This is a genomic window from Ureibacillus terrenus, assembly GCF_006569205.1.
GTDB classification, from domain to species: Bacteria; Bacillota; Bacilli; order Bacillales_A; family Planococcaceae; genus Ureibacillus; species Ureibacillus terrenus.
This window is the reverse complement of the sequence record NZ_VIGD01000019.1, coordinates 12971-26217: the sequence shown is the minus strand read 5'-3', so window position 1 is coordinate 26217 and position 13247 is coordinate 12971. Positions and strand designations below refer to the sequence as shown.

Sequence of the window (13247 nt, the reverse complement as noted above, 5' to 3'; positions counted from 1 at the left end):
TCATTTTGTCAAGTTGACAAATAGGAATTACTGTTCCAGCATGTTTGCAATTTTATTTGCTATTTCTTTTCCATTATCAATGCAGGCGCCGATTCCTACTCCGAAATAAGAGCATCCTGCGATGAACAGATTCGGATAGAGCTCCTCCAGCTTTGTCAATACTTGCTGCACCGCTTCATGATGGGCCAAATCATAAGTCGGCATGGCCTCGATCCATTTTGTAATTTTGACCACCTTAGGCTGCGCTTCAATATTCAGGCTGAGTTTAATATCGTTCAATGCCACTTTAGTGAGCTCTTCGTCGCTCATTTTGATCAATTCCGGATACCGCGGATTGCTTTCTTTATAGAACACGCGGACGAGTAAATTTCCATCCTTCGATGTATGTTTCCACTTGCGGCTTGTCCAAGTGGATGCGTTGCATGTCAAATCGCTGTTGTGAGAAACGATAAAGCCTGTGCCATCTTGAGGCAAAATGGAATCCGGAAGATCGAATCCCAAATACATCGTGATGACGGAAGCATCTTTAAATTGATCGAAATACGGATTCAGTTCTTCATTGTTCAGCAAGTTTTTGATCACTTTATTTGGCAATGCCAATACCACAATATCCGCTTCGATCTTCTCTCCATTTGCCAATGCGATTTCATATCTTCCATCTTTCTTCTCCACCCGGACAGTTTCCGTATTTTTATAAATTTCTACATCTTCCAGAAGCTCTTCCATGCGTTCAAACAATTGGGATAATCCATTTTTAAAGGAAAGGAACTTCTTGTTCGCCTCCCGTTCAAACTTCTCCCGGTTCGCTTCCAATCCTTTCATGATGCTTCCATATTCATTTTTATAATCAACCAAATACGGAAGGGTAGAGGCGATGGACAATTGATAAATGTCGCCGGAATAAACGCCGGCAAGCACCGGGGCAATTTGTTTTTCAACGATTTCTTTTCCTAAAAAGTACTCTAAAAATTCGCCGATGGAGCTTTCCTTCGTAAATTTTGTGTTTGGAATGTCTTTTTCTTGCAGCACGCGCTGTTTTGCTTCTTCGGAAATCAATGTGCTTGCCTTTAATGATTCTTCTGTCATCGGGATGCCGAAGACGGATTCTTTCGGTATGGCATGCAATTCATTATTGGTATGAATATAGGAAATCCCCGTTTCGTTATAAACGACTTCCGATTCAAAATCGAGTTCTTTAATGAGTTCTTGGACGCTTGGATAACGGGCTACAATGGAATCGGCCCCCGTTTCCATGATGAATCCGTTTTCACGGGCGGTGTGCATTTTCCCGCCGAGGTACGGATTTTTCTCCAAGAGGATCAAACGGGCAGGAACATTCTTTTCCTTCAGTTGTTTCTGCAAATAATACATTGTGCAAAGTCCTGTAATTCCTCCACCAATTACTGTTACCGTTTTCATTCAATACAACTCCTATACATTCTTTTTTGCTAATTTTAGTATAATCGCATTTTTTATCTCTTTTTGTGTCGGCTTTAGCAATTTTCATTGAATAATAGTCGAAAAAATTTAAAAAAGCGGAAGCTATAAATAGAATTCCCGATCCAACTTGGATTTATGGCTTCCAAACATAGGAGTTGTATTCATTCAGAAAGAGGAACAAGCCCGAGCTATTATTGGTAATATTCATTTTCCCTTTGTCGTCTTGCCAATTCCCTCCAACGGGCTGCGGCTTTTTTGTCGACTTCCACATCAATTCCTTTTTCGTAAATTGATGCAATATTTAATTTTGCCTGATAATCGCCGAGCAAGGACGCCCTCTTATAGTAATACAGCGCTTTCTTTCCGTTTCTCTCCACTCCGATTCCATGCTCATACAAGAAGCCCAGATTATAGATTGAATCAATATGATGATATTCTGCCGCCCTTTCAAACCATTCGACGGCCTTTGATACATCCTTCTCCACACCCAACAATCCGTCCAGATAGATGGAACCCATCCGGAATTGGGCGTCCAAATCTCCGCCTTCCGCCGCTTTTAAATAATAATCAAGGGCTTTTTTCTCGTCTTTTTTGATGCCAATCCCCTGTTCATACATGATTCCCAATGTGAACATCGCCTCAACCACATTTTGTTTGGCGGCCTCTTTGAACCATTTCAAAGCTTCCCTATAATTTACCGGAACTCCTTCCCCGTTCAGGTACATATCCGCCAAGTTATTTTGGGCATCCGCATGCCCCCTTTTCGCCGCCTTTTTATATAATTGAAAAGCCTTCTGAATATCCTCTTCAACACCAAGCCCTTCATAATAGCAATTGGCAAGCTGGAATTGGGCTTCGCTGTTTCCTTCCCTGCTTGCTTTTTGCAGCCAATAAACCGCAAGAGGATATTCTTCCATCACCCGGTAAAGATAGGCTAATTCAACCATTGCCTCCACATTCTTTTCCTGGGCACGCCGGTAAATCTTTCTTGCTTCATTCATTTGCTCATCCGTAAGTACATGTTGATAATGCTGCAAACGTTCTTCGAAACAATCGTATTTCTCCATCACTCGGACTGCACCTTTTCCTATTTTCCTTTAAAATACTCCACCAAATAATTTTTAAATTGATTCACAGCCGGAGACAAATATCTCCCGGCAACCAAAGATACTCCGATTTTTCTTTCACAAATCGGCTCTCTCACCGAAATTTTCTTTACATTATATTCCGATAAACCTTTAATGTCCGGAATAATCGAGACACCGTGGCCCGCGCTGACGAATCCGGCCACAGTATGGGGATCTTCCCCTTCAAATGTAATGTTTGTTTTAGAAATGCCTACATTTTTCAATAATTGGTCCACCATCTGGCGCAATGCATTCCCTTTTTTAATGGACACAAAAGGCTCATCTTTTATTTCGCACAAATCAATATGCTGCCTGCTTGCCAGAGGATGATTTTCCGGAACGATGACAAACAGTTCTTCAGTCCATAATTCAATCCATTCAATTTCCACGACTTTTGATTCAATCCTCTGGGACAAACATAAATCAAGTTCCCCTTTTTCCAGCAGTTCCAACAAATACATGGACGCGGCCTGCGTTAAAGTAAACTTGATATTTGGATATTTTTTGTGCACATGAGCCATTAATTCGGGCACAACTTCCATCCCCAATGTATGGATGAATCCAAATGAGATTTCCCCGTAGCCTGGCATGATGAGCCCGTTAATTTCCTGTTTTGCCCTATTGTACTCCTCCAAAATTTTATTTACGCTTTCCAAAAACAATTTGCCGTAACGGTTTAATACAATGGACCGCCCCTGACGGTCAAAAAGAGGCACTCCTATCTCGTGCTCGATATTTGAAATGGATTTGCTCAAAGCAGGCTGGGAAATGTTCAGCATTTCAGCTGCATGAGTCATATGTTCCGTTTCGGCAACCACTTTAAAATACTCCAATTGTTGTATTTCCATGGCAAATTCCCTTCTTAACAAAATTATAACCGTTTTCAATCAATTTGATAGAAATAATAAATTGTATTTATGTAAAGCTATTTCTATAATAAAGTTAAACGAAGCGTTTGAATACCAAAAAATCATAAAAAAAACAAGTTGTTTATAAAAATTTTCAATTTATTGTAAAATCAATTTTAAAAATTCTGTCACATTATTTGTAAAAGGAGTAGTTCTTCATAATGAGAATCGTTTCGCCAAAGCCATTTACGATTGAGGCGGGAAAGCGTGCTGTCCTATTATTGCATGGTTTTACAGGCAACACAAATGATGTAAAGCGTTTAGGCCGTTATTTGGCAGAACGCAATTATACGGTTCATGCTCCTTTATATAAAGGACATGGAGGTGACCCTTTGACCCTCATCCAAACAGATCCAATCGAATGGTGGAACAGTGCCGTTGAGGGTTACGATGAACTTCGCAGACGCGGCTACAAAGAAATTGCCGTGGCCGGTGTATCGCTCGGAGGCATTTTCTCGTTGCGCCTCGGGGAAGAAAGACCGATCAAGGCGATTGTTACAATGTCTGCACCGGCGCTTGATAAAAGTGTTGACAGTTTACAACAGCGAATAATCAGTTATACTATTAATTACAAGAAGCTAACTGGCACATATAATGAAGAAGTCGATAAACCGGAAAACATCGCAAGAACATATAAAATGCCTAAACTCCAATATTTGCAAAACATTATTAATGATACAAGCGCAAAGTTAAATAAAATCGACAAACCGGTTCACATTTTGCGCGGTTTAAATGATGATGAGTATTACTGCAAAAGTGCAGATTTTATATACAACTCTGTAAATTCTCGCATTAAATCCGTCAAAAGCTTTATCCGTTCAGGCCACATATTGACTGTGGATAAAGAACGCGAACTCGTTTTTGAAGAAGTTTACCGCTTCTTCGAAAGTTTGGATTGGGAAGAATAAAATACAGATTTTCCCGACATAATAATAATGTATCCCCTAGCAAATTCCCCAATTTGCTATAAAAATATATATTTATATGTCCTTGAGACATACATCCCTTTAGCAAGCTACGAAAAAAACGATCCCCGTCTAATTATTTCGTAGCTTGTTTTTTTATGCAAAAAAACGTCCCAACCCCGAAACACGGGCCGGGCCGTCATCATTCCAATACTTTTCCGTACACGCCTCCTCCTCCCTCCGCTATCGTCAATTCGCCTTTCCGTGCCAAATCAATCATTTTCGCTATTTTCCCTGGCACCACTTCTTCCAATTGCTCCAATGACACCTCATGCAAAATGGCCATTTCCGTACCGAAAGCCTCCAATAACCGTTGGATCGTCTTTTTACCGATGCCTGGAATAAAGTCCAATGGCACTTGATGAATATAAGGCGGTCTTGTCCGGGTTGGCTGTTTGAGATCCGACAATTCCCGAATCCTTATAGAAATGCCTTTTACAAATTCACGGCTTCCGCATTTTGGGCATACATCGCCATGCCCAACCCGTTCCCCGCATGCTTGGCAGGCAGTGGAAAAATATTTTCCTAATCTGGGATTCAATCCGTAGTTGGCTGCAATTTTCCTTCCTTGCGCTTCTTGAAGAGCGAAAACAAGCTCCCGAAAATTTGGTTCTTCCATCTGCACTTTTTGATATTCCCTCGCCAATTTCCCCAATGAATGGGCATCCGAATTTGTGACGAATGTATATCTCTCCAATTCACTTATTCCTTGGGCCATATATGTGTCGGAACTCAAACCCAGCTCAATGGCATCAATTTTGTCGGGATCGAACACTTCCGTTAAACTTTTCTCCACCCCTTTGCCATATAAACTTTTAAAAGGGGTAAACACATGGGCGGGTATGAAAAGGCCCCCCAATTCCCGGACTTTATCCTGCAAAGTTTCCCCATCACAATAAATGCGCTGGGAGCTTAAATGAATATTTTTCACAAACTCTGCCATCCAACCCGAAAATTCCTTCATCAAATCAAGGGTCGGAAAAAAGGCAAGGACGTGAATCGGTCCTTTGCAATGTTCATCAAAAATTTCGATTTCCGATCCCGGTATAAGCGTCGTATTTTCAAATCTTAAACCGCCTTCCGAAAGAGCACCCATGCTCCCTTCTTCAATCAATTGTTCGATTTCTTTTATGACTTCAGGCGAATGGCAATCAATCACTCCGATGATATCAAGCCCTTTTTGGCTTGAGGCGGTTTTTAAAATATTTTTCAATGTCAGTTCTTTGCTTCCGGTAATTTTTACTGCCCGTCCACTTTCCGTTCTCCCGATATGAATATGCAAATCGACATAATAATTCTCCAATTTTATCCCGTCCTTCTTAATTGTCTATTTTATCATGCATCTTCAATCAACTGCCATGCAATGAACACTTCATCCGTCCTTATGATTTTTCATTCGCAAATGATTTTTCTGAAAAAATCAAAATATTCTGTCGAAAATAGATTTTTTCCTGAAATTTAAGTAATATCTTATTTTTTTGCCGGAATTGATGTATGATTAATATATAGCGGCTTTTTATTGCGTTGAAGCGTTGAAGCGTCAAAGCATTAAAGTGATAAAGTTTGTAGGGGGATCATTGTAATGACAGTTAAGTTTTACTCCGGGGAAAATATACCTTTAGAGATGCACAAAGTCCGCATCATTCAAAAACTTAATCTACTGCCGGTGGAAGAGCGTCTAAATGCAATGAAAGAAGCCGGATATAATACGTTCCTTTTACAGAACAAAGACGTTTTCCTGGACATGTTGACAGACAGCGGCGTAAACGCGATGAGCGACCGCCAGCAAGCTGCCATGTTAATCGCGGATGATAGTTATGCAGGAAGCGCTTCTTTCACCAGATTGGAAAAAACAATACAAGAGATTTTCGGCAAAAAATATTTCCTTCCTGCGCATCAAGGCCGTGCCTGCGAAAATATTTTAAGTACGGTGTATGTCAAACCTGGTTCTTATGTTCCGATGAACTACCACTTTACGACAACCCAAGCCCATATTACAAAAGAAGGAGGCACAGTGGTTGAAATTTTCACGGATGAAGCATTGAATTTAAATAGCAATTATCCTTTCAAAGGAAACATCGATATCGGAAAATTGCTTAAGCTCATCAATGAAGTGGGCGCTGAAAACATTCCGTTTGTCCGTATGGAAGCTGGTACAAATTTGATCGGCGGACAGCCTTTCTCATTAGCAAACTTGAGGGAAGTCCGCAAAGTTTGTGATCAATACGGAATCAAACTGGTGCTTGACGCAAGTTTGCTTCAAGACAACTTGTACTTTATCAAACAACGAGAACCTTCATGCAAAGATATGACAATCCGCGAAATCACGCGGGAAATTTCCGACTTATGCGACATTATCTACTTCTCTGCGCGCAAACTCGGCTTTGCTCGTGGGGGCGGAATCATTACAGATAGCGAAGAAGATATGCGCGCAATGCGGGAGTATGTAACTTTATACGAAGGATTCTTGACTTATGGCGGAATGAGTGTACGCGAAATTGAAGCCATTGCCGTCGGTTTGGAAGAAACAATGGACGAAGAAATGATCAGCCAGGGACCTCTTTTCATTGAATATATGACAAATGAATTCATCAAAAAAGGTGTCCCTGTCGTGACGCCGCCTGGAGGATTGGGATGCCACATCAACGCGATGGAATTCTTGCCTCATGTTCCGCAAAACGAGTATCCGGCCGGCGCATTGGCGGCAGCCATTTATATTGCAAGCGGAGTGCGCGGCATGGAACGGGGTACGATGTCAGAAGCGCGGGATGAAAATGGTGTAGAAAAACTCGCCAATATGGAGCTGGTTCGCCTTGCAGTTCCTAGACGGGTATTTACGTTATCCCAAATCAAATATGCAGTCGACCGGATTGCATGGCTATATGAAAATCGTGACATCATCGGTGGATTAAAATACGTCGATGAGCCTAAAGTATTGCGTTTCTTCGTCGGAAAATTGGATGCATTATCCGATTGGCCTGAACGGCTTGTGGAAAAATTCAGAGCAGATTTCGGCGATAGTCTATAATAACAAAAAAGGATATTTCAAAGGGACTCCCTTTGAAATGTCCTTTTGTTTTGCTATGCTTCCTTCTTTTCCTGCGTTTTCCGCTTTCGTCCTGAAGGCTTCTTTTTTACTTTCTTCAAAGACGCTTCGAGGGCGCTCATTAAATCCGTCATATCCGGCGGAATCGCCGGTTCTTTCTCCTTGGCGGTTACCGTTTCCCCCGCTTTCTTCTTCTCGATTAATTCAAGAAGGGCAGTCCGATAGTCATCATGGTATTTTTCAGGATCGAATTTGACCGTCAATTGGTCGATTAACATCAGAGCCGTTTCCAACTCTTTTTGCACCACTTTTTCTTTGCTTGGAATATTCGGTACATCCTTCGCGCTTCTGACTTCGTCGGGATAATATATCGTTTCCATTAACAACGTGTCTTCATAAACCCGGACAACCGCGAGCTGCTCCTTTGAACGAATCGTGATTTTCGCCACACCGATTTTTCCCGATTCCTTCAACGCTTGCCTGAGCAATGCATAAGCTTTCATTCCACCAGTATCCGGAGATAAAAAATAACTTCGCTGAAAATAGATCGGATCGATTTCTTCAAGCTTTACAAATTCCAGAATTTCAACCGCTTTTTCTTCATTTTCTTTTTTTATTGTTTCCAAATCTTCCTCATCCAATATCACGAATTTGTTCTTGGCATATTCATAGGCTTTGACGATTTCCTCATTTTTCACTTCCCGGTCGCAAACAGGGCATATCTTTTTATAGTTAATGGGCGTATTGCACTCTTTATGAAGCTGCCTCAATTTCACATCTTTATCTTCTGTAGCGGCATGCAATTTGACCGGGATGTTGACCAGGCCGAAACTGATGCTGCCTTTCCAGATCGTATGCATACTATCACCTGCCTTTTTCTTATTATGCTTAGATGAACCATAACTATGTATAACCTTGTCACTCCGTCTAACAATAATGAACAAGGAGGTTTTTGCCATGAAGCCAATGCTTCTTACATCCGCGGATGAATGGCCGACCGGGGATGAGTGGATTTACGAAGCAAAATATGACGGCTTTCGGGCAATCTTGGAATGGGAAGATGCAGTTCCTGCCATCATCAGCAGAAATCAACGCGACTTATCCCCATTGTTCCCCGAACTGATTGATTTTTGCAAACAGGCATTTCCAAATGTAAAACCTTTTCTTCCGTTAGCCTTTGATGGGGAAATCGTCTACTTGGAAAATAATTACCGAAGCAATTTTTCCATAGTCCAATCCCGGGGAAAAATGAAAACAAAACAAAGCATCCAACAAGCAAGCAAACGGTTCCCATGCCAATTTATCGTTTTTGATCTGCTTAAAATGAATGGAAACGAGATGAATACGCTCCCCCTCGAAGAACGAAAAAAACGGTTGCTTGAACTTTTTCAAAAAGCAGATCTTCCGATGAAAATCCAATTTTTCCATCGGGGACAAATTCAATGTATTGAAAGTTGCGAAGATGGCGACGCTCTTTGGAAAATCATCAAAGAGCACAACGGAGAAGGAATGGTCGCCAAACGGAAAGCAAGCCCATGGATGAGCGGACAAAGAACAACCGACTGGATCAAAATAAAAAATTGGAGATATGTTTCCACTATCGTCCTTTCTTTCAACAAAGCAAACGGCTACTTTACCGGAGCGGTTTATAAAGATGGCCAATTGGTGGAGGTCACCGCTTTTAAACACGGTCTGACCGATGAAGCATTTCAAACATTGGCTTCTTTTTTCCAAACAAAAGGAGAAAAAACTTCCAACTCCATCTGGACATTGCCTCCATCCATTTGCGCCGATGTTGCCTGCATCGATTTCGATGGAAAAAAATTAAGGGAACCGAGATTCCATTCCTTCCGTTTTGACTTATCACCGGAGGAATGCAATTGGACAACCCTTCAAAAGCAACTTCATCCGTTGCCCGAGAAGGTTCAAATCACCCATCCCGACAAGCCGGTCTGGCCAAAATTGAATTTGTCGAAAGAGCATTATCTGCTTTATTTGGAACAAGTTGCCCCTTATTTGCTTCCTTTTCTGCAGAAACGGGCACTGACCGCCATCCGTTATCCCCATGGCGTTAGCGGCGAACATTTTTATCAGAAAAATGTTCCGGACTATGCTCCGGAATTTGTACAAACAAAACGGATAGAAGATATTGATTATATCGTTTGCAATGACCTGCCCACATTATTCTGGCTTGGCAATCAGCTTGCCCTGGAATTCCATATCCCCTTTCAAACTGTTGACACTGATTGCCCCACGGAAATCGTCTTTGACCTGGATCCCCCATCGGTCAACGAATTTCCGCTTGCTGTTGAAGCCGCTTTAAAAATGAAAGCCATCTTTGACCGGTTTGAATTGCAAGCCTTTGTCAAAACATCCGGAGGAAAAGGATTGCAGGTGTATATACCGCTTCAAAAAAATGCATTTACCTATGATGAAACACGGATTTTCACCGAATTCATCTGCAAATTTTTGGTCAATGAAAATCCTCAACTCTTTACTTTGGAAAGATTGAAAAAGAACAGGGGAAAAAAGTTGTATCTGGATTATATACAACATGCCGGGGGGAAAACCATTATCGCCCCATACTCGTCAAGGGGAAATGAATACGGCTGTGTTGCTGCTCCACTTTATTGGGAAGAAGTAGGGGAAAAGTTGCATCCCCACAACTTTACCATTCCAGTCATCATGGAAAGATTAAAAACATGGGGAGACCCATTCAGCAATTTTTTTGAAGCAGGGGAAAAACAACCATTGAAAACAGTCCTTGCCGAGTTGAAAAATTTATTGAAAAATCAATAGCCTCCATCTTTGGAAGATGGAGGCTAAATTTAATGATGATGGTGGTGGTGATGAATCCCATTGTTTTTGCACAGCACGGAATCATCGTGGACATGATTTTCATCTTCTATTTGCACCGTCATATGGGCAATACCTAAATGCAGCAATTCATGTTCGATGTTCTTTAATATATTCTGTATTTCTGTCAAAGACAAATCGTTTTTCACTACCGCATGGCATGACAGGGCATTTTGTCCGCTGGTGATGCACCATACATGCAAATCATGGATTCCAATGATCCCCGGGGTATTATTGAACAATGTAATAATTTCATCGATATCGACATTGCTTGGAGTGCCTTCCATCAATACATGGACGGCATCCTTCGTCACCCTGTAGCCGCTTGTTATGATGATGAACGCAACAATGATACTTGCCAGCGGGTCCATCCATCTCCAGTCGAGAAGAAGGATGAAGAGTGCCGCCACAATTGCCGCCACCGACCCTAGCATATCTCCCACTACATGAAGGAAGGCTGCCCGCATGTTCAAATTATCATGCGTATCGCCACCGCGCATTAAAATCCAAGCAACAAGAACATTCACCGCCAACCCGACCATTGCAATTCCCAACATGCCATAAGATGAGATTTCCGGGGGATAGAAGAAACGCTGGATGGCTTCAATAAAAATAAAAATGGATATGACGATTAACGTGGCGCCGTTGAAAACGGCGGCTAATATTTCAAAACGCCGGTATCCGTAAGTCCGGCTATAATCAGCAACCTTCTCCCCAAATTTGAAAGCCAGCACTCCGACACCTAATGAAACAGCATCGCTCAGCATATGGCCGGCATCGGAAAGAAGCGCGAGACTGTTTGTGAGAATGCCGCCAATTGCTTCAATCAGCATGTAAACGGCTATGATGAAAAACGCAATCGTCAATGTTCTTTTATTGGCACCATGGGTATGGTCATGGTGTGCATGATGATGTCCATGTCCCATCATCATACCTCCTTTATATTAGTATATGCTCATAAACTTCAATGTTTCGAATGCTCAATCGTTTGGTACAGCATATGTACAATGTGGTCATCATCGATAGAATAATACATTGTCGTTCCTTCCCTGCGATATTTGACAAGTCTCAAGTTCTTTAAAAAACGCAATTGATGGGATACATTCGGCTGGCTAAGATTTAATGTTTTCGCAATTTCATTCACTGAACATTCTTTTTGAGAAATTAAATATAATATCCGGATCCGCGTTGGATCGCTCAACGCTTTAAACGTCTGGGATACTAAAAATAACGTCTCCTCATCTAAATCCATTGTTTCTTCATCGCCATTGTTAAAGCCCTTATTTTCTTCCAACTTATTCACCACCAATTCTTATATAAACATTTATTCATATACAAATATTATATGTGATAATGCGGCGATCTGGTAGTACTTTAAAAAAAAATTCGAAATTTGAATATATGCCAAATAAAAGAATCCGCCCGGTTTTGCGCGGAATCTTTCCACAATATTCCTTATGTACAACGGAAAATTTCAGCCCGAGCCGGTCAGCCACTGACGTGATGAATCTTTCTCTAGACTCGGGCGATGCACGGATACTATCTTTTCACCACATTAAAGTTGTCTTGTATGAGCAGCCAATTTTGAGGAAATGCAAATCCCAGCTTCCAATAGCTGATGCCTCTCAAATTTAGTCTTTTCATTAAATCAAACTTTGCCTGAATGGATCTTGCATCTTCAAACCATACTTCATGATTATTCCCTTCATCGTCAACATAATAGAAAAATGGCGCCTGGGCTCTCGGGTCGTATTGAATTTCCGCATTATGTTCACGGGCAATGGCAATCGCTTGTTGAGGACTGATGGCTCTGGCATATTTTCCGCCTTCCACATAAGGCAGAGTCCAATCATAGCCATATAAATTCTGGCCCATCATAATCTTTTCAGCCGGCATTTCCGTCAAAGCATAATTTAATACTTTTTCTACTTCGGTAATGGGCGATACCGGCATTGGCGGTCCTCCCGAATACCCCCATTCGTAGGTCATCAACACAACAAAATCCACTATTTCCCCATGGGCGCGATAATCGTGGGCTTCATACCATTGTCCTGCCTGCTCCCGGGACAGTTTTGGAGCCAAAGCGCTTGATATCAAAAATCCTTTGCCATGCAAACGCTCCGCAGCTTTCCTTAAAAAATTGTTATAGGCTTCTTTTTGGTCCGGAGGCAAAAATTCAAAGTCAAAATGAATATCCGATACACTTCCAATCCGTTTTGCTTCTTCAATGATGTTGTCCAGCAAAACGTCTTGCACTGCTGCGCTTTGCAATATGTCTCTCCCCAGTTCTGCACTGAATTGGCCGTTCTCCAAATTTGTCACAACAAGCATCAAAGAGGCCCTGCTGTTTTCGGCCACTTCCGGAATTCCTTGTATCGGCATAGGAACCAGGCTGCCGTCTCTCCTTGCTTGATAACTGAATGTCGCCAGGTATGTGAGATACGGCCCCGCCTCGCGGGCACTATTTAATAATGTTTCGCTAACCGAGTTTCCTGACGGTTCAATATAGATATTGACTTCCGCCCTCGTTTTTTGGCGCGGTGGAATATATAATCGGATTCCAGGCATCAATGGCAGATTGGGATTAATGCCGTTGATCTGTGCAAGCGTAACATAATTTAATCCATATCGCTGCGCAATGGCAAAAAGGGTGTCTCCCGGTTGTACCCAATAAAAACTTCCGACAATCGGAATGACAATGGCTTGCCCTACAACCAATTCATTCGGCGTTTCAATCTGATTGGTTTGGATTATGGTTTGCGGATTTACATTATAGCTTTGCGCGATTCCCCAAAGGGTTTCTCCCGGCCGCACAACATGAATTTGAATAACACATCCTCCTTTTCGCGCTTATGCCAATCAATAGATTGTATGATGATGTTTTAAAGAAAATAACAGTTCAATG

11 protein-coding genes are annotated in these 13247 nt (G+C 41.8%); 3 read left to right on the top strand and 8 right to left on the bottom strand.

The window, feature by feature from the left end; all coding sequences use genetic code 11:
• Positions 1-27: 27 nt before the first annotated feature.
• The 3 genes from hemG to FKZ59_RS12410 form a co-directional block, all read right to left on the bottom strand.
• A complete protein-coding gene (gene hemG, locus FKZ59_RS12420) occupies positions 28-1419 on the bottom strand; it encodes a protoporphyrinogen oxidase (RefSeq protein WP_141603077.1) in 1392 nt (463 codons plus the stop codon).
• Between the two features lie 212 nt (positions 1420-1631).
• Positions 1632-2507: a tetratricopeptide repeat protein gene (locus FKZ59_RS12415; protein WP_246045891.1), complete on the bottom strand. Its 876-nt coding sequence runs from the start codon at positions 2505-2507 to the stop codon at positions 1632-1634.
• 20 nt (positions 2508-2527) lie between these two features.
• The gene (locus tag FKZ59_RS12410; RefSeq protein ID WP_141603075.1) at positions 2528-3415 is read right to left on the bottom strand and encodes a LysR family transcriptional regulator; all 888 of its coding nucleotides are present in this window, start codon (positions 3413-3415) and stop codon (positions 2528-2530) included.
• 221 nt (positions 3416-3636) lie between these two features.
• Between FKZ59_RS12410 and FKZ59_RS12405 the strand changes: the two genes are divergently transcribed.
• The gene (locus FKZ59_RS12405; protein WP_141603074.1) at positions 3637-4383 is read left to right on the top strand and encodes an alpha/beta hydrolase; all 747 of its coding nucleotides are present in this window, start codon (positions 3637-3639) and stop codon (positions 4381-4383) included.
• A 199-nt stretch (positions 4384-4582) separates the two neighbouring features.
• Here FKZ59_RS12405 and FKZ59_RS12400 read toward each other — a convergent pair whose 3' ends face one another.
• Positions 4583-5743 carry an endonuclease Q family protein gene (locus FKZ59_RS12400; protein WP_141603073.1) on the bottom strand — a complete coding sequence of 387 codons (1161 nt, stop codon included), beginning with the start codon at positions 5741-5743 and terminating at the stop codon, positions 4583-4585.
• 279 nt (positions 5744-6022) lie between these two features.
• On the opposite strand from FKZ59_RS12400, the gene FKZ59_RS12395 reads away from it, so the two are divergent.
• Complete coding sequence (locus FKZ59_RS12395; RefSeq protein ID WP_141603072.1) at positions 6023-7468, top strand: tryptophanase; 1446 nt, start codon at positions 6023-6025, stop codon at positions 7466-7468.
• Positions 7469-7521: 53 nt separating this feature from the next.
• Here FKZ59_RS12395 and ku read toward each other — a convergent pair whose 3' ends face one another.
• The gene (gene ku / locus FKZ59_RS12390) at positions 7522-8346 is read right to left on the bottom strand and encodes a non-homologous end joining protein Ku (protein ID WP_141603071.1); all 825 of its coding nucleotides are present in this window, start codon (positions 8344-8346) and stop codon (positions 7522-7524) included.
• 97 nt (positions 8347-8443) lie between these two features.
• Between ku and FKZ59_RS12385 the strand changes: the two genes are divergently transcribed.
• On the top strand, positions 8444-10285 hold the full coding sequence (locus FKZ59_RS12385; protein WP_141603070.1) for a DNA ligase D: 1842 nt from the start codon (positions 8444-8446) through the stop codon (positions 10283-10285).
• Between the two features lie 29 nt (positions 10286-10314).
• Here the strand turns inward: FKZ59_RS12385 and FKZ59_RS12380 are convergent, their stop codons facing one another.
• The 3 genes from FKZ59_RS12380 to FKZ59_RS12370 all read right to left on the bottom strand — a co-directional run bounded on the left by FKZ59_RS12380 (position 10315) and on the right by FKZ59_RS12370 (position 13171).
• Positions 10315-11268, bottom strand: a complete 954-nt coding sequence (locus FKZ59_RS12380) for a cation diffusion facilitator family transporter (RefSeq protein ID WP_141603069.1) — start codon at positions 11266-11268, stop codon at positions 10315-10317.
• Positions 11269-11306: 38 nt separating this feature from the next.
• Positions 11307-11594, bottom strand: coding sequence for an ArsR/SmtB family transcription factor (locus FKZ59_RS12375; protein ID WP_141603095.1), 288 nt, complete (start codon positions 11592-11594; stop codon positions 11307-11309).
• A gap of 287 nt (positions 11595-11881) precedes the next feature.
• Positions 11882-13171, bottom strand: coding sequence for a LysM peptidoglycan-binding domain-containing protein (locus tag FKZ59_RS12370; RefSeq protein ID WP_141603068.1), 1290 nt, complete (start codon positions 13169-13171; stop codon positions 11882-11884).
• Positions 13172-13247: the final 76 nt, after the last annotated feature.

Coding starts and splice junctions, on each gene's coding strand:
- hemG (WP_141603077.1), bottom strand. CDS start 1,419: ATGAAAACGGTAACAGTAATTGGTGGAGGAATTACAGGACTTTGCACA.
- FKZ59_RS12415 (WP_246045891.1), bottom strand. CDS start 2,507: ATGGAGAAATACGATTGTTTCGAAGAACGTTTGCAGCATTATCAACAT.
- FKZ59_RS12410 (WP_141603075.1), bottom strand. CDS start 3,415: ATGGAAATACAACAATTGGAGTATTTTAAAGTGGTTGCCGAAACGGAA.
- FKZ59_RS12405 (WP_141603074.1), top strand. CDS start 3,637: ATGAGAATCGTTTCGCCAAAGCCATTTACGATTGAGGCGGGAAAGCGT.
- FKZ59_RS12395 (WP_141603072.1), top strand. CDS start 6,023: ATGACAGTTAAGTTTTACTCCGGGGAAAATATACCTTTAGAGATGCAC.
- ku (WP_141603071.1), bottom strand. CDS start 8,346: ATGCATACGATCTGGAAAGGCAGCATCAGTTTCGGCCTGGTCAACATC.
- FKZ59_RS12385 (WP_141603070.1), top strand. CDS start 8,444: ATGAAGCCAATGCTTCTTACATCCGCGGATGAATGGCCGACCGGGGAT.
- FKZ59_RS12380 (WP_141603069.1), bottom strand. CDS start 11,268: ATGGGACATGGACATCATCATGCACACCATGACCATACCCATGGTGCC.
- FKZ59_RS12375 (WP_141603095.1), bottom strand. CDS start 11,594: ATGGATTTAGATGAGGAGACGTTATTTTTAGTATCCCAGACGTTTAAA.